Origin of the sequence: Hydrogenophaga sp. SL48 (assembly GCF_021729865.1) — a bacterium.
Taxonomy (GTDB): domain Bacteria; phylum Pseudomonadota; class Gammaproteobacteria; order Burkholderiales; family Burkholderiaceae_C; genus Hydrogenophaga.
This window is the reverse complement of record NZ_CP063400.1, coordinates 1,942,646-1,962,899: the sequence shown is the minus strand read 5'-3', so window position 1 is coordinate 1,962,899 and position 20,254 is coordinate 1,942,646. Positions and strand designations below refer to the sequence as shown.

The following is a 20,254-nucleotide window of genomic DNA, read 5'->3' as shown; positions in this document are numbered from 1 at the left end:
TTGGCCCTGGGTAACGCGGATGTCGGGGGCGTCATTCAGGTCGGTGCGCGGGGATAATCTGCGCATGTCTTCTTCCAAAGTGCTTTTCGGCTTTCACGCCGTGGGCGTGCGTCTGAAAACCGCGCCCCAATCCGTCGTCGAGGTTTACTTCGAATCCACCCGCCGCGACGCGCGCATGCGCCAATTTCTGGAGCGCGCCAAAGAATCGGGCGTGCGCCTGATCGAGGCCGACAGCCTGCGCATCGCCAAGCTCGCCGGCAGCCACGGCCACCAGGGCGTGGCAGCTCGGGTGCAGGAGCTGCCACAGGTGCACTCGCTGGACGAGCTGCTCGAAGGCCTGGAGGCCGAGGGCAGGGCGCCGCTGCTGCTGGTGCTTGACGGCATCACCGACCCCCACAACCTGGGCGCCTGCCTGCGCGTGGCCGATGGCGCGGGCGCCCACGCGGTGATCGCGCCCAAGGACCATGCGGCCGGCATCAACGCCACCGTGGCCAAGGTGGCCAGCGGCGCGGCCGAGACCATGCCCTATTTCATGGTGACCAACCTGGCTCGCACGCTGGGCGAGTTGAAGGAACGCAACATCTGGGTCATCGGCACCAGCGACGATGCGCCCAAGACGCTGTACCAGGTGGACCTCAAGGTGCCGGTGGCGCTGGTGCTGGGCGCCGAGGGCGACGGCATGCGCCAGCTCACGCGCAAAACCTGTGACGAGCTGGTGAGCATCCCGATGGCGGGGGCGGTGGAGAGCCTCAACGTCTCGGTGGCCAGCGGCGTGTGCCTGTACGAGGCCTTGCGCCAGCGCAGCTGAGCGGCTTCTTTTTCAATCAGGGGGCAGCATCTTCATGAACACATCTTTGGCCCAGGTGACCGGCGCCGTTGCCGTGGCGTTGGCCCTGCTCGCCGGCTGCACCCAGGAGCAGCAGAACCAGCTGAGCCGCGACATCCAGAACTGGACCGGCACCAACGGCGTGTTGGAGGTCTATGCGGGCGACAAGGTGGCGCGCCGCTTCCTGAAGATCGACAAGATCAGCACCGCGCTCGGCACCGACGACGGCAAGCCGCGCGCCTACCGCTACGGCTACGGTGTGCTCGATGAAAACCTGAACATGGCCGTGGACGCTGGCGAGAAAAAGGTGTATTTCGAAATCAGCGACTACACCAACGCCGTGTTCTTCGAAAACCCGCGTTGAGCGGCGGTTGAGTTTCAGCCCCCCGCGTCGGGCGGCTTGACGCGCAACGCGAGCTGGGTGCGGTTGGTCACGCCCAGTGCCCGGAAGATGTCCTTGATGTGGTTCTTGACGGTGCCCTCGCTGAGGTCCAGCGACGTGGCCACGTCCCGGTTGCTCAAGCCGCTGGCCACCAGCATGGCCACTTCCCGCTGCCGTTCGGTGAGGGTCGCGGCCCGCAGGTGGCCCTTCTTTTCATACGCCGGCGCGACCATGCCGGCGCTGGGCCACACCGGTTCGCCCGCCAGCGCCAGGTCCACCGCTTTGCGCAACTCCGCCGACGAGCGGCTTTTGTCGATGACGCCCAGCACATTGGGCAAATGGCGGTAGCGCCGCGTGACCTGGTCCAGTGGCAGGCCGGTGATCAACAGCACACGGGGCTCCGGGAAGCGCTGGCGGAACGACTCGATCCAGTGTTGGTCTTCGCTGCCAGGCATCATGACGTCGAGCAGGATGAGGTCGATGCGGGGCTCGCGCGCCACACAGGCGTGCAGCGAGGGCTGGTCCCAGGCCTCGATCACCTGAAAGTGGCCCAGGTGGGTGAGCTGCGTGCGCAAGCCGATGCGGATCAGCGCGTGGTCGTCGGCGATCAGCAGGACGGGTTCGTCTGGCATGGCGTGCATCGGGAGCGTGTTCATGGTGGGTGTGGCGCGGGCGGCGTGTCTGTGGCTTCCAGGGCCGTGTGGGCGAGCCACTGACGCAGCGCTTGCGGGCGCACAGGTTTTTGCCAGAAGGTCCAGCCCCGGCGCAGAACCTCCTCGCGGGTTTCGCGCTGGCTGTCGCCCGTGAGGACGGCGGTTCGCAAGGTGTCGGCACTGCCCGGGTGGTCGTGTCGCAGCACCTGGCGCACGCGGGCGTCCACGTCGCGGCTGGACTGAGCCGCCGGCAACCAGTGGTCGGTCAACAAGGTGTTGGGCGCTTCGCCCCGGCGGACCATGGCCATGGTCTGGTCCTCGGCCTCGTCGGCGGTACCCGCACCCACCGCCTGAACGTTCCACGACGCCAGCAGCGCGAGCGTGGCCTCCCGCGAGGCGGTGTCGTCGTCCACCACCAGCACCCGGAGGCCGTTGATCGACGGCAGTGACGCGCTCGATGCCGCATCACCAAGGGCCTGCAACTCACACAGCGGCATGCTCAGCGAAAACACCGACCCTTGACCCGGGCGCGAGCGCACGCCAATGCGAAGGCCCATCAAGCGCGCCAGCCGCCTCGCCACGGCCAGCCCCAGGCCCACGCCCTCGCGGCGATCGCGGTGCAGGTTGTCCACCTGAAAGAACTCTTCAAAGATCCGGGACTGCATCTCGGGCGCGATGCCCACGCCCGAATCACGGACCTCCAGGCGAACCGCCGGGGTGGGCACACCGTCGCTGTCGGGCAGCGTGCCGCCGTTTCGCACGGCGATCATCACCGTGCCCTGGCGGGTGTACCGGATGGCGTTGCTCACCAGGTTGCTCACGATCCGCCAGGTCAGCGCCGCGTCGATGTGGACGCAGGCACTGGCGTCGCGGGGTGGACGGATGAGCAGGCCCAGCCCCTTGGCTTCTGCGACCTCGCGGTAGGTGCTCTCCAGGCGATCGAGCAGGTCAACCATCCGCACCGGCAGGGCCTGCACCTGCACGTTGCCCGCGTCCAGCTGGGCGATGTCCATGATCTCGTCGACCGAGTTGGCAAAGTGGTGCACACCGGTGCGCAGCTTGGACAGAAGGGCCAGGTTGTCCGGGTGTTCCGAGCGTTCCTGCAGCGCCTCGCTGAGCAGCATCACGGCCTGCACAGGTTGCCGCAGATCGTGGCTGGCCGCGTTCAGGAACCGGGTCTTCGCCGCGCTCACTTCCTCCACCACCGCCTTTTGCGCTTTCAGCTCGTCGTTGAGCTGCTGGTTCTTCAGCCGCAGCTCGATGTTGTGGCGCATCGCCTTGCCAAAGCGCCGGCTGGCCGCGATCAAGGTGAGCCAGGCGATGAGCAGGAAGAACGCCGAGACCCAGTAGCCCTGACCGAGCCAGAGCAGTTGCAGGCTGCAACCCAGCAGCATGGGCGTGAGGTAGTGCTCCACCGTGCGGGGGTAGACGCTGTATTGCAGGCTGCCGGCGGCCAGCACCACCGGCAGGGCCGAGGCGTAGAACACGGCGGTCGGGTTGCGCGTGAGCGTGGCCGCCAGCACCCAGAGGCTGATGGCCGCGCCCATGACCGCCAGCCGATGTTGCGTGCCCTTCGCCCAAGGCGCTGGCTTGAAGTCCGGCAGCGCGCGAGCGCGCTGGAACCGACCAATGAACAGCGCCCGCTCGACATGCAGGCACAAGATGCCAACGGCGGGGGCAAACGCGAGCCAAAACCCCACCAGCGGCAAAAAAAGCCAGGCGACCAGCACCGGGCCGATGAAGGTGGTGGCCACGGCCACGCGCGAGCCCGCAAACAACATGTCCACCAGCTCGGTCGTGACTCTGGCGTCGATGGCCTCAGCATGCGAGGGAGGGGTCATGGTCTGGCGCTGAGGGCGGTGGATGGAGGGGATCGCTGGCGCCGGAGCAGCACCTGAGGTGGTCAAAGCTCCCTTCTCCGGGGGACGCACCATTACTTTCGTGACATGTGCAAACGTGAGGCGTTTGTCTAAAGTCCGGCACAAATGTATCGCTTTGTAGGTCAAGCGCATGCATCACCCTGCGATATTCGGAGTTCCTGCATGCCACATGTGTCCGGTTTCCTGGCCCGTTTGGGCCCTGTCTGTCTGAGTGCCATCATGCTCACCCTGGCTGCCTGTGGCGGCGCCCAGGAGGCAGAAAAATCCGTCGAGGTTTCCGGCTCCTCCAATCCATCGCAGCGCGGCCTGGTGGAGGGCCGCAGTGCGCCCGGTCCGGACAGTGCGCGAGACGCTGCGCAGCTCGCGCAAGGCGCTCGCCTGAGTCGCGCCGATTTGCAGGCGGCCGAGCTGCAGGCCCAGGCGCTGGATCAAGCAAAGACCCGTGAGACGGGCCCCACCGATCCGCTGTCCGACCTCAAGCCAGGGCAGATCGCGCCCAAGAGCGCCTACCTCTCGGGGGACGTGGCGCGCAAAGCTGCCGCGGTGCGCATCCCGGCCTACCGCTTCTACAACGGCAGCACCGGCGCGCACTTCTACACCACCAGCGAAACCGAGCGCGCGACCGTGGTGTCCACGCTCTCGCCGCCGTTCAGCTTTGATGGCCCGGCGTTCTCGGTGGCCAGCGATCACTCGGCGGGCCTGGCCTCGGTGCACCGCTTCTACAACACCCGCACCGGGGTGCACTTCTACACCATCAGCGAAGCCGAGCGCGCCAACGTGGTGGCCACGCTGCCGCATTTCGTTTATGAGGGCGTGGCTTATTTCGGAAGCCAGGTGGCCGGGGCCGGGTTGACGCCGCTGTACCGGTTCTATGTGATGAGCCGGGGCTTTCACTTCTACACCGCCAGCGCCGCAGAGAAGGCGAACATCGAAGCCACCCTGGGGCACCTCTACACCTATGAGGGCATTGGCTACTACGTGCTCGACACCGGTTGGGCTGACCGCGCGCGGTTGCCGCACACCGGCATCACCACCAGCCAGTGCTACCAGGCAGGGGGCAACACGCTCGTGGCCTGCGGCGGCAGCAGCGCCACCACGCTGAATCCCCAGCAAGACGGGCACAGAGCCGGCATTGCACCGATGAGCTACAGCACCGAGCCGTCTTTGTTTGGCCCCTATCCCATCATCAATTGCGTGCGCGACAACGTCACGGGCCTGCTGTGGGAGGGCAAAACGGTGGCGGGCGAGCGCGCGGGCAGCAACACCTACACCAACCTGGGCAACAACGCGGTCACCGATACCAGCGGCTATGTGGCGGCGGTCAATGCTTCCGAGCTGTGTGGCTACACCGACTGGCGGCTGCCGACGCGCAACGAGCTGCTGACCATCGTGGACCACGGTCGCCCGACGGGTGTGCCGATCAACACCACCTGGTTCCCGAACACAGCGCTGGCCCGCCATTGGAGCGCCGACATCTGGAGCGCCAGCAGCACCGTCGCCTGGTTCGTGAGCTGGGCATCTGGCGGGGGAGGGTCGGACTTCTCTTCGCGTGCTTCCTCAACTTACGCTGTTCGCCTGGTGCGGGGCAGCGCGCCGGTCGGGCCGCGTTTCAGCTACAGCACGGTGCCCTACGGCAGCGACGGCGTCAACAACGTGGTCAACGACGCCTGGACGGGTTTGCAATGGCGCCGCTGCGAACAGGGGCGGGCTTGGAATGGGAGTGCCTGCACCGGAGCGACCACCGCATTCACCCACGAGCAAGCCCTGGTTCATGCCCGGCAGCAAACCGGCTGGCGCCTGCCCCAAGTGAAAGAGCTGACCAGCTTGCTGGACCTGAGTGTGAGCGGCAGCGGCGCTTCCATCGCACCGGCGGCCTTTCCTGGGGCTTCCAACGACTACCTGTGGTCGTCTTCCCCCCAGGTTGGGAACAGCAACAACGCGTGGGTCGGCGATTTCTACGATGGCAGCATCGACGACGGCGTCGGCCGCAACGAAGGCTCCGGGGTTCGCTTGGTGCGCATCACTCCGTGACGAACGCATCCTGCGCCCGCAGGCCTCATGTTTGGGGGCGCGCCGGACCAACCAAAGACCGCTGCACTTGCGCAGCGTCGTTCAACCCACTCGATGGGTCTGAATCCGCCCTTGGCGTTTGCGGGCGCCCGCACCCATGCTGCATTGACGGGGCCCTTCGGCGCACGCGAGAATCAAACGCGCTCTTCCAGTGCTGTCACACAGACCATCTGTTTTCTTTCAGGACCCGACCATGAACCTCGTTGACCGCGTACAAGCCATCCTGCTCAAACCCAAAGACACCTGGCCGGTGATCGCAGGGGAGGGCGGCGATGTGGCCTCGATCTACAAGACCTATCTCGTCTACCTCGCGGCCATCCCGGCCATCGCCACCTTCATCGGGTTCAGCCTGGTCGGGGCGGGGGCCTTCGGCGTCAGCTTCCGCGTGCCCATCGTTTCCGGCCTGGTGAACATGGTGGTGGGTTTCGTGCTCTCGCTGGCCATGATCTATGTGCTGTCGCTGATCGCCAATGCGCTGGCGCCCACGTTCAAGGGCGAAAAAAACCAGCTCAATGCGTTCAAGCTCGTGGCCTACGGCTCGACCGCCGGGCTGGTGGGGGGCGTGTTCAACCTGCTGCCGTCGTTGTCCATGCTGGGCGTGCTCGCCGCGCTGTATTCCATCTACCTGCTCTACACCGGCATCCCGGTGCTGATGAAGGCGCCCGAAGACAAGGCGCTGGGCTACACGGCGGTGCTCATCGTCTGCGGCATCGTGGCCAGCATGATCGTCGGCGCGGTCAGTGCCCTGTTCACCTCCGGCCCGGGCACGATGATGGGCGGTGGCATGTCCTCGTCCGACAACGTGAGCATCAAGGTGCCCGGCTCCGAGATCACCCTCGACACCGCCAAGATCGAGGCCATGGGCAAACAGGTGGAAGCGGCGAGCAAGAAGATGGAAGAGGCGCAGGCCAAGGGCGACTCGGCCGCCGCGGGCAAGGCCATGAGTGAAATGATGGGCGCGGCCCTGGGTGGCGGGCAGGGCGGCAAGCCGTTTGCGCCCGACACGCTGCAGGGCTTCGTGCCCGCCAAGCTGGGCGCGATGGAGCGCACGGCGATCGAGGCGCGCTCGGACAACGCCATGGGCATGACCTTCTCCAGCGTCACCTCCGAGTTCCGCAACGACGCAGGCCGGGTCGAGGTGAAGGTGCAGGACATCGGTGCCATGCCCGCGCTGGCCATGGCCATGGGTGCCTGGGCGCAGAGCACCGTCAACCGCGAAACGCAGGAGGAGGTCGAGAAGGTCTACCAGCGCGACGGCGCCTCGATCAAGGAGGAATACCGCAAAGACGGCAGCCGTGCCGAGATGTCCATGATGCTCGGCAACGGCGTGATGATCGAGGTGACCGGCGACAACGTGAACATGGACGGTGTGCGCGCCGCCATGGCCGCGCTGGACGTCAAGGGGCTGGCCGGGCTGAAGCGCCAGCAGTGAGCGTTCAGACCCAGCCCAAGGCGCCGACCACGGCGCCCGCGCCGATCATCCACAGCAAGTGAAGTTTGGTGCGCCACACCAGCAGCGTGGCGCAGGCGGTCAGCAGCCACAGCGGCCAGTCGCGCGCCGCGTCGTTGTGCGCGGCGCTCAGCAGCCAGCCGGTGGCGATCAGCAGCGCGATCACGATGGGCGCCATGCCGGTCTTGAAAGCGCGCACCGCGCGCAGTTCGCGGTTGCGGTGTCCCCATTGCGTGGCCGTGTAGGTGAGCACGGAGGAGGGCAGCATGATCGCCACCAGCGTCACCAGCACCCCCAGCAGGGCCAGCGCCCAGGCCATCCAGCCGGCCGACGGTCCACCGCCCGCGTTCAGCCCGAGGTTCCAGCCCAGAAGGGCGACGAACAGCACGTTGGGCCCCGGCGCGGCCTGCGACAGCGCGATGGAAGAGCTGAACTGTGCGTCGCTCAGCCAGCCCTGTTCGCCCACGAGGTAGCGGTGCATGTCGGGCGCGGTGGTGATGGCGCCGCCCACCGCCAGCAGCGAGAGCGACGCGAAGTGCATGAACAGGTCGGTCCAGTTCGCCAGCGTGGGTGCCATGCTCATTGCACGCCTCCCTCGCGCTGCCCGAGCACCCGGTAAGCCCACAGGCACGCCCCACCGCCCACCCCCAGCAGCACCCAGGCCAGCGGCCAGCGCATCAGGGCGATGGCCACGAAGGTCAGGGTCGCCAGGCCGATGCAGACCCACAGCCCCATGGCGTTCTTGTCGAGCGCGGCGATCAGCTTGATGCCCGTGGCGGTGATCAGGCCCGCGGCCACGGCGCCCATGCCGCGCAAAGCGCCCTGTGCGGCGGCGGTCTCGGCCACGCTCCCGTACAGCGCCGCGAGCAGCAGCACCAGCACCAGCGGCGCGGCCAGCATGCCGGAGAGCGCGGCCAGGGCGCCGGGCAGACCGAAGTAGCGCCCGCCGATCATCAGCGAGAGGTTGACCACGTTCGGTCCCGGCATGATCTGCGCCACCGCCCAGTCCTCGATGAACTGCTCGCGCGTCATCCAGCGTTTTTTCTCCACCAGCTCGCGTTGCACCACGGCGAGCACACCACCAAAGCCTTGCAGGGCCAGCCAGGTGAAGGAGAGGAACAGGTCGGTTTTGGAGCGGGGGCGGTGGGCTGCGGCCTCGGAGGGCGCGTGGGCCGGGCTGGCGTGTTCGGTCATGGCTTGGATTATCCAAGGGTCGCCCGAACCCTGTGGCGTGTGGGGGGGTGCGGCCTCGACCGCAGGGTCTCAGAGCCCGAGTTCCCAGTGTTCGCCCACCAGGTCCACGCCGTAGCTGTGGTGAGCTTCGCTGCGCACCAGCTGGAAGCCTCGTTTGGCGTAGATGGCACGCGCTGCGTCGAGGTTGCGGTTGGTCCAGAGCAGCAGGCTGCGGTAGCCCTTGGCGCGAGCGAAGGCGATGCATTCGTCGGTGAGCAGCCCACCCAGGCCCAGGCCACGCGCGGCGGGTGTGAGGATCAGCAGGCGCAGCTGCGCTTCGGTGTCGCTCTTGCGGACCACAAAGGCCGAGCCCACGCGCTCGCCGTGGAGCGTGGCGATCCAGCCGCGTTCCCAGGCGGGGTCGTGGCGCTTCATCATGTCGGCCACGATGCCGGCCACCAGCGCCTCAAATTCGCTGTTCCAGCCGTACTCGCGGGCGTAGATTTCGCCGTGCTGCTGGATGACCCAGCCCATGTCGCCGGGCTGGGGCGCGCGCAGGATGACGCCGGGAGGCAAAAGGGTTGTCATTTCAATCATCCGCCGCGCCGGAGCGCGCCTTGGACCGCTTGAAGCGGCGCCAACTCAGGGGCACCGAGGAACCGGCTTTGCCGGGCCTCTGGTGCCGTCCCCCTCCCGCCGAAGGCGAGAGAGGGGGAAGCCGCGCAGCGGCGCAGGGGGTTAAACACTCATCCCGCCCGACACCTCGATCACGGCGCCGTTGATGTAGCTCGCCTCATCGCTCGCCAGGAAGGCGTAGACGTTGGCGATCTCTTCCGGCTGGCCCAGGCGGCGCAGTGGCACGCGGTGTTCCATCTCTTCGATCACCTTGCCCGGGATGGTGCTCAGGATGGGCGTGCTGATGAAGCCGGGCGCCACGGCGTTGACCCGCACGCCCTTGGGGCCGAGCTCGCGGCTCCAGGTCTTGGTGAAACCGATCACGCCGAACTTGCTGGCCGCGTAGTTGGTCTGGCCGAAGTTGCCGTAGATGCCGACCACGGAAGAGGCATTGAGGATCACGCCGCTGCCTTGCGCCGTCATGGTGTCGGCCACGGCCTGCGCGCAATGGAACACGCCGCGCAGGTTGACATCGATCACGCGGTCGAACTGCTCCAGCGTCATCTTCTGCAGGCGGGCGTCCTGCGTGATGCCGGCGTTGTTGACCAGCACGTCGATGCGGCCGAAGCGCTCTTTCACCTGCGCGACCACGGCATCGACCATCTCGCGCTGGGTCACGTCCATCACGAAGCCGACCGCGGTGGCGCCTTCGGCCTGGCATTGCTTCACGGCCTCATCGACCGCCGCCTGCTTCACGTCACAGACGATCACGGTGGCGCCTTCGCGCGCGAACTTGAGCGCGGTGGCCAGGCCAATGCCCTGGGCGGCGCCGGTGATGAGGCTGACTTTTCCTTCGAGACGTTTCATGGTGATGGTGCGTTGGCGGTCGTTAAAAAGCCGGCGGGCTGTGGCGTCCGCCGGCTGCTGGGAAAAGTGTAGCTGGGCCGAAGGGCGTCGTTCAGTACACCGGCTGGTGCTGGCGGAGGGTGGTTTTCACCGCGTCGCTCAACACGAAGCCGCTGCCGTGCTTCGCCGCGAGCTGGGCGCAGCGCTGCTCAAAGGCTTCCATGCCCATGCCGTAGATGAACTGCAGCGCGCCGCCGGTCCAGGCCGGGAAGCCGATGCCGAAGATCGAGCCGATGTTGCCGTCGTGCACGCTGGTGAGCACGCCTTCGGCCAGGCAGCGCGCGGTCTCCACCGCCTGGCGGTAGAGCAGGCGGTCTTTCACGTCCTGCAGGTTCCATTCCACGCCGGGTTTTTCGAACAGGGTTTTGAGTTCAGGCCACAGGTGCTTCTTGCCGCCTTCGGGGTAGTCGTAGAAGCCGCCACCGGCCGCGCGGCCGCTGCGGTGGTGCTGCTTGACCATGTGCTCGACCAGTGTCTCGCCCGGTGTCGCCACGTACTGCCGACCTTCCTTCTGGAAGTCCATGCGGGTCTGCTCCAGCACGTGCACCGACAGGCTGAGCGCCGTTTCGTCCAGCACCGCCAGCGGGCCGACCGGCATGCCGGCCTGCATGGCGGCGTTCTCGATCACCGGCGCAGGGATGCCTTCGCCGAGCATGGCCGCGCCTTCCATGACAAAGGTGCCGAAGGTGCGGCTGGTGTAGAAGCCGCGCGAGTCGTTCACCACGATGGGCAGCTTGCCCAGCGCCTGCACGTAGTCGTAGGCGCGGGCAATGGTCTCGTCGTCCGTGTCCTTGCCGCGGATGATTTCCACCAGCTTCATCTTGTCCACCGGGCTGAAGAAGTGGATGCCGACGAACTTCTTTGCATCGCGGCTGGCTTGAGCAAGACCGGAGATGGGCAGGGTGGAGGTGTTGCTGGCGAAGAAGCCGCCTTCGGCGAGCATGGATTCGGCTTCTTTCGTCACCATGGCTTTCAGCTCACGCTGCTCGAACACGGCTTCGATGATCAGGTCACAGCCCTGGAGGTCGGCAGCGCTGGCGGTGGGCGTGATGAGACTCAGGATGCCTTGCTGCTTCTCGGCCGACATCTGGCCCTTGTCGACGCGTTTCTGTGTGAGCTTCGTCGTGTACGACTTGCCTTTCTCGGCGGCCTCGATGCTCACGTCCTTGAGCACGGTCGCGATGCCTTTGGTGGCCTGCGAGTAGGCAATGCCCGAGCCCATCATGCCGGCACCGAGCACGCCCACCTTCTTCGGCTGGTATTTTTCCGTTCGTCCTGAGCCTGTCGAAGGGCCCGGCCGCGACTGACCGCCCTTGATGGCGTTCATGTTGAAGAAGAAGGTGTTGATCATGTTCTTGGCCACGGCGCTGGTCATCAGCCCGGCCAGGTAGCGGCTCTCAATGCGCATGGCGGTGTCGAAGTCGACCATCGCGCCTTCGACCATGGCGGCCAGCGCCGCTTCGGGCGCGGGGTAGAGCCCGCGCGTCTTCTGCTTGAGCACCGCCGGCGCCACGCTCAACATGCCGGCGATCTTGGGGTTGCTGGGCGTGCCGCCGGGCATCTTGTAGTCCTTGCGGTCCCAGACGTGGTGGCAGGCTTCGGGCTTGCCTTGCGCCGCTTCGATGAAGGCGAGGGCACGCGGCAGCAGCTCCTCGGGCGTGGCGACCAGTTCATGCACCACGCCGATCTTCAGCGCCTCCTCGGGGCCGAACAGCTTGCTCTCCAGGATGTAGGGCTGCGCCGCCATCAGGCCGAGCACTCGGGTCATCTTGGTGATGCCGCCGCCACCGGGGATCAGCCCCAGCGTGATTTCGGGCAGACCGAACTGCACCTTGGGGTTGTTGACGGCGATGCGGTGGTGGCCGACGAGTGCCACCTCCCAGCCACCGCCCAGCGCCGCGCCGTTCAGACACGACACCACCGGCACGCCCTGGGTCTCGATGGTGCGGAAGTTGCGCTTGATGCGTTCAATCTCGGTGAACACGCGCGGGCCGTCGGCCGCTGTGGAACGCATCACACCCTTGAGGTCGGCGCCGGCGAAGAAGGTACTCTTGGCCGAAGCGAGCACGATGCCCTTGAGCTGCGCGCGGTCGTTCACCACCTGCGCCGCAATGGCGTCCAGGTCGTCCTGCCACTGCAGGCACATGGTGTTGACCGGCGAGCCCTGCTCGTCGAACGTGATGGTGGCAATGCCGTTGGCCAGGTCGTAGCGGATTGTTTTCGTGATCATTACGTTCTCCACGTGTTCGGTTCCAGAAACACCGCGGAACCGGCTTTGCCGGGCCGCTGGTGTTGCCCCCTTGTAGGGGGTGACGCGCGAAGCGCGGCGCGGGGGTGGGTCGTCAGACCCTTTCGATAACTGTGGCAATGCCCATGCCGCCGCCGACACACAAGGTCGCCAAACCGTAGCGCTTGCCCGTGCGGTGCAGCTCGTCGATCAGGGTGTTCAGGATCATGGCGCCCGTCGCGCCCAGCGGGTGCCCCAGCGCGATGGCACCGCCGTTCACGTTCACCTTCTGATGCGGCACACCCATTTCCTGCATGAACTTCATGGGCACGGCAGCGAAGGCTTCGTTCACTTCGAACAGGTCGATCTGATCCACCGTGAGCCCCGCCTTGGCCAGCGCCTTGCGCGCCGCCGGCATGGGGCCGGTCAGCATGATGGTCGGGTCGGCGCCAGAGAGCGCGACCGAGACGATGCGCGCGCGGGGCGTGAAGCCGTGGGTCCTGCCGGCGGCTTCCGAACCGATCAGGATGGCCGCCGCGCCGTCCACGATGCCCGAGGAGTTCCCGGCGTGGTGCACGTGTTGGATGCGCTCGACCTGCGGGTAACGTTGCAGGGCCACGGCGTTGAAGCCCATGGCGCCGAGCTGCTCGAAGGCGGGCTTCAAGCCCCCCAGTCCTTCCAGCGTGGTGTTGGGTTTGATGAACTCGTCCTTGTCCAGGATGGTCTGGCCCAGGGCGTCTTTCACCGCGACCACCGAGCGGTCGAAGTACCCGGCGGCCCGCGCGGCCGTGGCGCGTTTCTGCGATTCGAGGGCGAAGGCATCCACGTCGGCGCGGCTGAAGCCGTTCAGGGTGGCGATCAAATCCGCCCCGATGCCCTGCGGCACGAACAGCGTGGCGCTGTTGGTCTCCGGGTCCTGCGCCCAGGCGCCGCCGTCCGAGCCGATGGGCACCCGGCTCATGCTCTCGACGCCGCCGGCGACCACCAGGTCTTCCCAGCCGCTTTTGACCTTCATCGCGGCCATGTTCACCGCCTCCAGGCCCGAAGCGCAGAAGCGGTTGAGCTGCACGCCCGAGCAGCGCCAGTCCCAGCCGGCCTTGAGCGCGGCCACCTTGGGCAGCACCGAGCCTTGTTCACCGATGGGCGAGACCACGCCCATCACCACGTCGTCCACGGCGCTGGTGTCCAGCTGGTTGCGGCGCTGCAGCTCGGTCAGCAGACCGGCCAGCAGGTTGACGGGCTTGACCTCGTGCAGGCTGCCGTCCTTCTTGCCCTTGCCGCGCGGCGTGCGGATGGCGTCGTAAACGAAGGCTTCGCTCATGGTGTCTCCTAAGGGAAAAGGCCGGTGTTCCAGCCCATCAGATCAGTATAGACTTTTGCCAAGCAAATGCTTTGTATAAATCCGTCTATCCAGTCCGAAAGGTGACACCATGATCGACCGCAGCCTGTTCAGCACCGACCACGAAGCCTTCCGCGACAGCTTCCGCCGCTTTGTGGAGAAAGAGATCACGCCCTTCCACGAGGGCTGGGAAGAGCAGGGCTTTGTGGACCGCGAAGTCTGGCGCGCCGCCGGTGCAAACGGCTTTCTGTGCATGACCATGCCCGAGGCCTACGGCGGCGCAGGGGCCGACAAGCTGTACTCGGTGGCGCAGATGGAGGAAATCGCCCGCGCCGGTGTGAGCGGCATCGGCTTCGGCCTGCACAGCGAGATCGTGGCGCCGTACATCCTGCACTACGGCACCGAAGCGCAGAAGAAAAAATACCTGCCGCTGCTGGCCACGGGCGAGATGGTGGGCGCGATTGCCATGAGCGAGCCCGCCGCGGGCAGCGACCTGCAGGGCGTGAAGACCACGGCGATCAAACAGGCCGACGGCAGCTACCTTCTCAACGGCAGCAAGACCTTCATCACCAACGGCTGGCACGCGGACCTGGTGATCGTGGTCGCCAAGACCGACCCGGCCGCTGGCGCCAAGGGCACGAGTCTCTTGCTGGTCGAACGCGGCATGGAAGGTTTCAGCAAGGGCAAACGCCTGAAGAAGCTGGGCATGAAGGCGCAGGACACCTCCGAACTGTTCTTCGACAACGTCAATGTGCCGGCCGAGAACCTGCTGGGTGGCGAAGGCAAGGGCTTCATCTGCCTGATGGAGCAACTGCCGTGGGAGCGGCTGCAGATCGCCATCGGTGCCGTGGCCTCCGCGCAGGCTGCCATCGACTGGACGGTCGAGTACGTCAAGGAGCGCAAGGTGTTCGGCCAGCCGGTGGCGAGTTACCAGAACACCCGCTACACCCTGGCCGAACTGCAGGCCGAGGTGCAGGTGGCGCGCGTGTTCGTGGACAAGTGCTGCGAACTGATCGTGCAGGAGCAGCTCGACACGGCGACCGCCAGCATGGCCAAGTACTGGTGCAGCGACCTGCAGTGCAAGGTGATGGACGAGTGCGTGCAGCTGTTTGGGGGCTACGGCTACATGTGGGAGTACCCGATCACCCGGGCCTACGCCGACGCGCGGGTGCAGCGCATCTATGGCGGCACGAACGAGATCATGAAAGAGGTGATCTCACGCAGCATGGGCCTGGGCGCGCGCTGAAGCGTTTTCTATCGGAGGGAACGCTGGGCGAAATCCATGCGGGTCCGGCCCTGAACAGGCCGGCGGCTCACTGGCACTGGTAGTCCACCACCGAGGCGCTGTTGCGGAACGGGTTGACCAGGTCGGACGAGTACTGGCCCATGAGCAGGCGCTGCTTGGGCAGGAAGTTGCTGCGGAAATACCGGCTCGCGTTGGCGAGCTGCTGGCCTTTGTCGGTCAGCTTCACGCACCCGTTTTGAATCACGATCGTGCCCGAGGCCAGTTGCTCGGTCAGTCGCACGTCGACCAGACGGTGCTCGTGCATGTATTCCTTGGTGAAGACGTCGGCAAACCGGTCGTGCAGGATGCCGCCGCCGCGTTGCTGGATCTTCTCGAGAATGTAGAAAGACAGCGATCGGTCGATGACCGTGGGCACGCTGATGGCCATGATGTAGCCGATCAACACGCAGCTCATCAGCTGCTGAAACTTCTCGAAACCGCTGAACCCGCGCAGCAGCGGGGTGACCCACACCAACACCGCGAGGATCAGGGTCGCGGCCACGGCCGACCAGATCGCGGCGTAGAACACCACGTCGACGCGGAGGAAGTTCACGGTGACCACCCAGACGCCGCACAGGATCGCGACGTACAGCAAGGTGGCCAGGGCCAGGCGAAGGAGTTTCATGACGATGCAGTCCCGTCGGTGCGGGGTTTTTCCAGAATGCAGACGATGCTCTTGCCGAGCCGGTGGCCGGTGAGCACATCCACCCAGCGCGATGCGCGCACCATGATCGAATCCCAGAGCCTGATCTGGGCCGGGCTGGGGGAGTCGGACTTTAGCACCAGCCTGTTCAACAGGCTGGCGAGCATGCCCACGCTGTCCAGGTAGTGCAGTTGCCGGACGTTCAGCGGGGCCGGCACGATGGCGCGAAGCATTGGCTTGTCGTAGCGCCGGTGGTGACCGACCTTCTTGTCGAAGTCGGAGTAGAGGCGGTTGTGGGCCGGTGCCACGATGATGAGATGGCCGCCAGGCACCAGGTGGGCGCAGGCCCGCTCCAGCTCGGCGCGGTCGTCCTCGATGTGTTCGAGCACGTCGATGTAGAGCACGGTGTCGAACCGCTCGTCGGGTGCCAGATCGGCCGAGGTGCCATGGCGGATCTGGTAGCCCGCGGGCATGTCCGGACCTTGCCGGGCGCGGACCGTGTCGCACATGGCCTGGTCGGGTTCGAGACCGAGCCAGCACCGGTAGGGTTTGTGGTTCAAGGTCCGGGCGGTGGCACCCAGGCCCGCGCCCAGCTCCAGAACATCGTTCCCCAGATAGGGGAGGATCTGGCTCGACCAGTAGGCCTTCCAGTTCACCGCCGCAGCGAACAGCTCCAGCTCGTTGCCGCTGTAGACGAACGGTTCAGTGCGGTCGGCCATGCGGCATCAGGGCGTGTCTTTGGCCGGCAGAGGGCGAAAGACCAGGTACTTGCCAGCGAGGTAACCCAGCACGACCTGCATGCCCACGGCGATCAGGAAACCGATGCTGTAGTTCAGTTGAAGAAGATCGGTCCAGGCGTAGAGCAGTGCCCCGTGCAGGAGGGCGATCGCGGCATACAAACCCAGAAACCGCACAGCCTGCTGCACGATGGACGTGTCCCGGCGCTGAAAGACGTAGTAGCGGCTGCCGAGGAACGAGGTCGCGATGCCCACCGGGGCCGCCAGCATGTTGGCCAGCCCCGCAGAGTTCATCTGCAGCACCTCCAGACAGAAGCGCAGCGCGGCGTAGTGCACGGCCGTGGCGATCACCCCGTTGACCACGTAGCGAACCAGCTGGGGCGAAACGCGGAGGCTCATCGTTCGGGGCACGGCCCGCTCACGGCGCCGTTTCCAGGATCTCGTCGATGAAGTCGCGGTGGGCCACGGCGGTGACCACGCTGCCGCTGCGCATGACGCCGGTGAGCATCAGCGTCATCAAGGCCAGCGCCGCGGTCTGCAGGAACAGCAGCACGAGGATGCCCAGCACCAGCGAGAACCAGCCGGGCGTCGAATAACCCATCAGCTTGAGCACCACCGCCGCCACCGAACCGACCACCGCAAACGTGGCAATCAGGGCGCTGGCGATGCCCACACGCACCAGCACGTCTTCGGCGAACACCATCAGGGCCTTGAAGCCGTGCAGCGCCAGGCCCACGAAGTTCATCTTGGACTGGCCGGCGTAACGCGGACCGCGGTCGAGCGGGCAGACATCGGTGCGCAGTTTCGAGGCGAGCACGGCGGCCGCCACATGGATGGGCAGCTCCTGCATGGACACCAGGCGTTTGACCGCGGCCGGCTTGAGCGCCATGAAGTTGCCGAAGCTGATGGGGCGCCCGGTCATCACGCCGAAGAAGCGTTTGTAGACCTGGTAGAACGCCTTGAAGCGGAAGGTCTCGACGCGGCTCTTGCGCTGCGCGACCACCACGTCCACCGCCGGGTTGTCCAGCTGGGCGAGCAAGGCCGGAATGGTGGAGGGCAGGTCCTCGCCGTCCGAGTCCATCACCACCACCTGCTGCCCGGGCACCAGGTGTTCGGCGGCGTAGCTCAGGCCGATGGCGATGGCGCGCTGGTGGCCGACATTGCGGCGCAGCTTGAGCACCGCGCCCGCGACGCCGGCCTGACTCAGGCTTTCCACCGAGAGCGGCTGTCGCACCGAGCCGTCGTCCACCGCGACCACGAACACGCGGTCGCCGAACTGTTGGCCCAGTTCCTGAAACAGGCGGCCGCTGGCCTCCAGGTCCTCATAGACCGGCATGACGATGACGATGGCGTGCTGCGAAAGGCTCATTGCTGCAGGAAGTTGCGGAAGTAGTGAATGGTCTTGTCCAGGCCGGCGTCGAGCTGCACGGCCGGCTGCCAGTCGAGGTGGGTTTTGGCCAGGCCGATGTCGGGCTGGCGCTGTTTGGGGTCGTCCTGCGGCAGCGGGTTGAACACCAGTTTGGAGGGGCCTCCCACCTTCTTCAACACGGCCTCGGCCAGCTCGCGGATGGTGAACTCGTGCGGGTTGCCCAGGTTGATCGGGCCGGTCACGTCGGCCGGGCTGGCCATGATGCGCACGAAGCCTTCGATCAGGTCGTCCACGTAGCAGAAGCTGCGCGTCTGCGAGCCGTCGCCGTAGATCGTGATGTCCTCACCGCGCAGGGCCTGCACGATGAAGTTGCTGACCACCCGGCCGTCGTTGGGGTGCATGCGCGGGCCGTAGGTGTTGAAGATGCGGGCGACTTTGATGTCGACCTTGTGCTGCCGGTGGTAGTCGAAAAACAGGGTTTCGGCGCAGCGTTTGCCTTCGTCGTAGCAGGAACGGATGCCGATGGGGTTGACGCGGCCCCAGTAGCTCTCGGGCTGGGGGTGGATCTCGGGATCGCCATAGACCTCGCTGGTGGAGGCCTGGAAGATGCGCGCCTTGGTGCGCTTGGCCAGGCCCAGCATGTTGATGGCGCCGTGCACGCTGGTTTTGGTGGTCTGCACCGGGTCCCACTGGTAGTGCACCGGCGAGGCGGGGCAGGCCAGGTTGTAGATCTCGTCGGTCTCCACGTACAGCGGGAAGGTGACGTCGTGGCGCATCAGCTCAAAGTGCGGGTTGCCCATGAGGTGGGCCACGTTGTCCTTGGTGCCACTGTAGAAGTTGTCGACGCAGAGCACGTCGTTGCCTTCCCCCAGCAGGCGCTCGCACAGGTGCGAGCCCAGGAAGCCTGCGCCTCCGGTGATCAGGATTCTTTTTCTGTTCGAGATGCGCATGCAGGTCTCCGTGGGGTCTTGAGGGGGCTCAGCCTTGAATTGTCGCTTGCTTTTCAGGGCCTTCCGCTGGCCCCGGCGGGTGCGGACAGGGTGGCCGCTTCAGCGCGGTACCGCTGGCAATAGGCCGTGGGCCGGAAGTCGTGCAGAAAGACGGCCGCCCCGTCCATGGGGTAGGTGAACAACGGGGGCGCCAGGTTGTTCAGTGCCGCCAGGAAATGGCGGTTGTTGGAGACGATCTGGTTGGTCGCCACCACCCAGGTTCTTCCCGCATGTGGGTCCAGGCAGATTCGCCGCACGGTCGACCGGATGTTGTGCACCTCGTTGATGGTCGGCGTGTATTCGAACTGCGGCATGTCCGCCAGTCCCAGCCGCTGGGCATAGAAGTTGTAGAAGTGGTGGGTCCAGCTGCTGAGCATGACGTGGTCGCCGGGCTCGCGATGGGCTGCGATGTATTGCAGCGCACCCCTGAGGTCCTGGTAGTTGTTGGGGTGCACCAGCGTGTGGGCACTCAGTCGGACGGGCATCGCCACCGTGGCGATGGCCAGCGCGGCGGCCAGCCACGGTCCGGCCCACCGGCGGGTCAGGTCATGCGCCTGCTGCACGAAGGCTGCCAGCGCGAGGAACACGAACGGCACCATGAACAGGATGAGGCGGGCGCGGAACGGATACAGGTGCAGTGCAGAGGCCCCCAGCACCGCCATCAAAGACACAGCGCCCATCATCGCTGCGCGTCCGTTTTGGCGGGCCAGCGCTGCGCTGCCCGCCACCGTGAGGGCGAGAAGCAGGACGATGGGGGTACTGAACCAGCCTGGCAGCACTTCGCGAAATGCCGTGCCCATCTGGTGCATCCCCAGATAGACCAGGCCGAGCGCCGCTTCGCCAAACCAGTGAAGATCGTTCAGGCTGGACGGTGGGATGGGGGCAAAGCTGGTGGCCCAGAAGCCAGCGAGGTACCCGTCGTTGGGCAGCAGACTCAGCGAAAGAACGTAGTCTGCGGCAAAACTCGCGAGCCAAGCCATGCCGACCGCCGTCATGGCCAGCCAGGCCGACCTTTCACGGCGTCGCGCCATCTCCAGCCAGAGCACCAGACCGCTGCCAGCGAGCACGAAGTCAATGGCATGTGAGAGCCACACGCTGGCTGCCCCGGCCAGCCCGAGCCAAATGGCATCGCGCACGCAGTGTTCTGGCTTGAACCGGATCGTCAGCCACAGGATCAGCATCGTGCACAGCACGTCGCCCTGGTATTGCTTGAACTCGGAGCTGTAGTAGACCAGCACCGGGGACGCCGCCATCAGGCCCACGAAGGTCGCGCGGGCCGCAAACGACGGAAACATCCTGCCCGCGATGGGCAGCGCCAGACCCAGCGCCGCGATCCCGTACACCAGGGAGAGCAGCCGCAAGCTCCACTCGTGCGTGCCGAAGAGGCCGGTGATCGCCTTCACCAGCACCAGAAACGCCAGGGGTGCCGCCTGGTTGTTGCCCAGTGGCTGGAAGATCAGCTCGGAGAAGCCGCGGTCGGCGAAGGTGCTGACCAGCAGGATTTCGTCGTGCCAGAGCGATCGGTTGAACAGGTACTGGCGCAGGCGGAACACCACGCCCGCAGTGACCACCAGCCAGAGCCACAGGGCCGGAGATCGCATGGGCTTGTGACGCAGCCAGGAGGTTGTGGTCATGGATCTTTGGGGCGTGTGATGCAGGTGGCAATACCTGCACTGGGAGAAGGGGATTCTATGGCCGGGTTCTGAAGAC

18 protein-coding genes and 1 pseudogene are annotated in these 20,254 nt (G+C 66.0%); 5 read left to right on the top strand and 14 right to left on the bottom strand.

What is annotated here, in order from left to right; genetic code table 11:
• The first annotated feature begins 64 nt into the window (after positions 1-64).
• Entirely contained in the window at positions 65-808 is a 744-nt protein-coding gene (rlmB, locus tag IM738_RS09330; protein WP_236965597.1) for a 23S rRNA (guanosine(2251)-2'-O)-methyltransferase RlmB, read from the top strand.
• Positions 809-842: 34 nt separating this feature from the next.
• Entirely contained in the window at positions 843-1,190 is a 348-nt protein-coding gene (locus IM738_RS09325; protein WP_236965596.1) for a hypothetical protein, read from the top strand.
• A gap of 14 nt (positions 1,191-1,204) precedes the next feature.
• Here IM738_RS09325 and IM738_RS09320 read toward each other — a convergent pair whose 3' ends face one another.
• Both IM738_RS09320 and IM738_RS09315 read right to left on the bottom strand, forming a co-directional pair.
• Positions 1,205-1,864: a response regulator transcription factor gene (locus tag IM738_RS09320; protein WP_236965595.1), complete on the bottom strand. Its 660-nt coding sequence runs from the start codon at positions 1,862-1,864 to the stop codon at positions 1,205-1,207.
• A complete protein-coding gene (locus IM738_RS09315) occupies positions 1,861-3,702 on the bottom strand; it encodes an ATP-binding protein (protein ID WP_236965594.1) in 1,842 nt (613 codons plus the stop codon). The genes IM738_RS09320 and IM738_RS09315 overlap by 4 nt, the downstream gene beginning before the upstream one ends.
• A gap of 258 nt (positions 3,703-3,960) precedes the next feature.
• Between IM738_RS09315 and IM738_RS09310 the strand changes: the two genes are divergently transcribed.
• Positions 3,961-5,772 carry a DUF1566 domain-containing protein gene (locus tag IM738_RS09310; RefSeq protein WP_236965593.1) on the top strand — a complete coding sequence of 604 codons (1,812 nt, stop codon included), beginning with the start codon at positions 3,961-3,963 and terminating at the stop codon, positions 5,770-5,772.
• Between the two features lie 232 nt (positions 5,773-6,004).
• Positions 6,005-7,243, top strand: a complete 1,239-nt coding sequence (locus tag IM738_RS09305; RefSeq protein ID WP_236965592.1) for a Yip1 family protein — start codon at positions 6,005-6,007, stop codon at positions 7,241-7,243.
• Between the two features lie 4 nt (positions 7,244-7,247).
• Here the strand turns inward: IM738_RS09305 and IM738_RS09300 are convergent, their stop codons facing one another.
• From IM738_RS09300 to IM738_RS09275, 6 genes and pseudogenes are all read right to left on the bottom strand, one after another.
• Positions 7,248-7,838: a chromate transporter gene (locus IM738_RS09300; protein WP_442908517.1), complete on the bottom strand. Its 591-nt coding sequence runs from the start codon at positions 7,836-7,838 to the stop codon at positions 7,248-7,250.
• A 2-nt stretch (positions 7,839-7,840) separates the two neighbouring features.
• Positions 7,841-8,455 carry a chromate transporter gene (locus IM738_RS09295; protein ID WP_236965590.1) on the bottom strand — a complete coding sequence of 205 codons (615 nt, stop codon included), beginning with the start codon at positions 8,453-8,455 and terminating at the stop codon, positions 7,841-7,843.
• A 69-nt stretch (positions 8,456-8,524) separates the two neighbouring features.
• Positions 8,525-8,998: pseudogene (locus IM738_RS09290) on the bottom strand (GNAT family N-acetyltransferase); the annotation flags it as partial.
• Between the two features lie 174 nt (positions 8,999-9,172).
• On the bottom strand, positions 9,173-9,916 hold the full coding sequence (gene fabG / locus IM738_RS09285; RefSeq protein ID WP_236965589.1) for a 3-oxoacyl-ACP reductase FabG: 744 nt from the start codon (positions 9,914-9,916) through the stop codon (positions 9,173-9,175).
• A 91-nt stretch (positions 9,917-10,007) separates the two neighbouring features.
• Entirely contained in the window at positions 10,008-12,185 is a 2,178-nt protein-coding gene (locus IM738_RS09280; protein ID WP_236965588.1) for a 3-hydroxyacyl-CoA dehydrogenase NAD-binding domain-containing protein, read from the bottom strand.
• Between the two features lie 112 nt (positions 12,186-12,297).
• Complete coding sequence (locus IM738_RS09275) at positions 12,298-13,503, bottom strand: acetyl-CoA C-acetyltransferase (RefSeq protein WP_236965587.1); 1,206 nt, start codon at positions 13,501-13,503, stop codon at positions 12,298-12,300.
• A 109-nt stretch (positions 13,504-13,612) separates the two neighbouring features.
• Here IM738_RS09275 and IM738_RS09270 point away from each other — a divergent pair, with 109 nt between their 5' ends.
• Complete coding sequence (locus IM738_RS09270; RefSeq protein WP_236965586.1) at positions 13,613-14,767, top strand: acyl-CoA dehydrogenase family protein; 1,155 nt, start codon at positions 13,613-13,615, stop codon at positions 14,765-14,767.
• 67 nt (positions 14,768-14,834) lie between these two features.
• Here the strand turns inward: IM738_RS09270 and IM738_RS09265 are convergent, their stop codons facing one another.
• Genes IM738_RS09265 through IM738_RS09240 form a run of 6 tightly spaced genes read right to left on the bottom strand, consistent with a single transcriptional unit; the run spans position 14,835 to position 20,178 of the window.
• On the bottom strand, positions 14,835-15,431 hold the full coding sequence (locus IM738_RS09265; RefSeq protein WP_236965585.1) for a hypothetical protein: 597 nt from the start codon (positions 15,429-15,431) through the stop codon (positions 14,835-14,837).
• Complete coding sequence (locus IM738_RS09260; RefSeq protein ID WP_236965584.1) at positions 15,428-16,168, bottom strand: class I SAM-dependent methyltransferase; 741 nt, start codon at positions 16,166-16,168, stop codon at positions 15,428-15,430. The genes IM738_RS09265 and IM738_RS09260 overlap by 4 nt, the downstream gene beginning before the upstream one ends.
• Positions 16,169-16,174: 6 nt before the next feature.
• Positions 16,175-16,585, bottom strand: a complete 411-nt coding sequence (locus IM738_RS09255; RefSeq protein ID WP_236965583.1) for a GtrA family protein — start codon at positions 16,583-16,585, stop codon at positions 16,175-16,177.
• A 19-nt stretch (positions 16,586-16,604) separates the two neighbouring features.
• Positions 16,605-17,555 carry a glycosyltransferase gene (locus tag IM738_RS09250; RefSeq protein WP_236965582.1) on the bottom strand — a complete coding sequence of 317 codons (951 nt, stop codon included), beginning with the start codon at positions 17,553-17,555 and terminating at the stop codon, positions 16,605-16,607.
• Positions 17,552-18,505 carry a UDP-glucuronic acid decarboxylase family protein gene (locus tag IM738_RS09245; RefSeq protein ID WP_236965581.1) on the bottom strand — a complete coding sequence of 318 codons (954 nt, stop codon included), beginning with the start codon at positions 18,503-18,505 and terminating at the stop codon, positions 17,552-17,554. The genes IM738_RS09250 and IM738_RS09245 overlap by 4 nt, the downstream gene beginning before the upstream one ends.
• Before the next feature lie 53 nt (positions 18,506-18,558).
• Positions 18,559-20,178 (bottom strand): glycosyltransferase family 39 protein, encoded by a 1,620-nt coding sequence (locus tag IM738_RS09240; RefSeq protein ID WP_236965580.1) that lies wholly within the window; start codon positions 20,176-20,178, stop codon positions 18,559-18,561.
• Positions 20,179-20,254 lie beyond the last annotated feature (76 nt).

Bases quoted from the DNA above. Each gene is read 5' to 3' on its own strand.
- rlmB (WP_236965597.1), top strand. From the start codon at position 65: ATGTCTTCTTCCAAAGTGCTTTTCGGCTTTCACGCCGTGGGCGTGCGT.
- IM738_RS09325 (WP_236965596.1), top strand. From the start codon at position 843: ATGAACACATCTTTGGCCCAGGTGACCGGCGCCGTTGCCGTGGCGTTG.
- IM738_RS09320 (WP_236965595.1), bottom strand. From the start codon at position 1,864: ATGAACACGCTCCCGATGCACGCCATGCCAGACGAACCCGTCCTGCTG.
- IM738_RS09315 (WP_236965594.1), bottom strand. From the start codon at position 3,702: ATGACCCCTCCCTCGCATGCTGAGGCCATCGACGCCAGAGTCACGACC.
- IM738_RS09310 (WP_236965593.1), top strand. From the start codon at position 3,961: ATGCTCACCCTGGCTGCCTGTGGCGGCGCCCAGGAGGCAGAAAAATCC.
- IM738_RS09305 (WP_236965592.1), top strand. From the start codon at position 6,005: ATGAACCTCGTTGACCGCGTACAAGCCATCCTGCTCAAACCCAAAGAC.
- IM738_RS09300 (WP_442908517.1), bottom strand. From the start codon at position 7,838: ATGGCACCCACGCTGGCGAACTGGACCGACCTGTTCATGCACTTCGCG.
- IM738_RS09295 (WP_236965590.1), bottom strand. From the start codon at position 8,455: ATGACCGAACACGCCAGCCCGGCCCACGCGCCCTCCGAGGCCGCAGCC.
- fabG (WP_236965589.1), bottom strand. From the start codon at position 9,916: ATGAAACGTCTCGAAGGAAAAGTCAGCCTCATCACCGGCGCCGCCCAG.
- IM738_RS09280 (WP_236965588.1), bottom strand. From the start codon at position 12,185: ATGATCACGAAAACAATCCGCTACGACCTGGCCAACGGCATTGCCACC.
- IM738_RS09275 (WP_236965587.1), bottom strand. From the start codon at position 13,503: ATGAGCGAAGCCTTCGTTTACGACGCCATCCGCACGCCGCGCGGCAAG.
- IM738_RS09270 (WP_236965586.1), top strand. From the start codon at position 13,613: ATGATCGACCGCAGCCTGTTCAGCACCGACCACGAAGCCTTCCGCGAC.
- IM738_RS09265 (WP_236965585.1), bottom strand. From the start codon at position 15,431: ATGAAACTCCTTCGCCTGGCCCTGGCCACCTTGCTGTACGTCGCGATC.
- IM738_RS09260 (WP_236965584.1), bottom strand. From the start codon at position 16,168: ATGGCCGACCGCACTGAACCGTTCGTCTACAGCGGCAACGAGCTGGAG.
- IM738_RS09255 (WP_236965583.1), bottom strand. From the start codon at position 16,585: ATGAGCCTCCGCGTTTCGCCCCAGCTGGTTCGCTACGTGGTCAACGGG.
- IM738_RS09250 (WP_236965582.1), bottom strand. From the start codon at position 17,555: ATGAGCCTTTCGCAGCACGCCATCGTCATCGTCATGCCGGTCTATGAG.
- IM738_RS09245 (WP_236965581.1), bottom strand. From the start codon at position 18,505: ATGCGCATCTCGAACAGAAAAAGAATCCTGATCACCGGAGGCGCAGGC.
- IM738_RS09240 (WP_236965580.1), bottom strand. From the start codon at position 20,178: ATGACCACAACCTCCTGGCTGCGTCACAAGCCCATGCGATCTCCGGCC.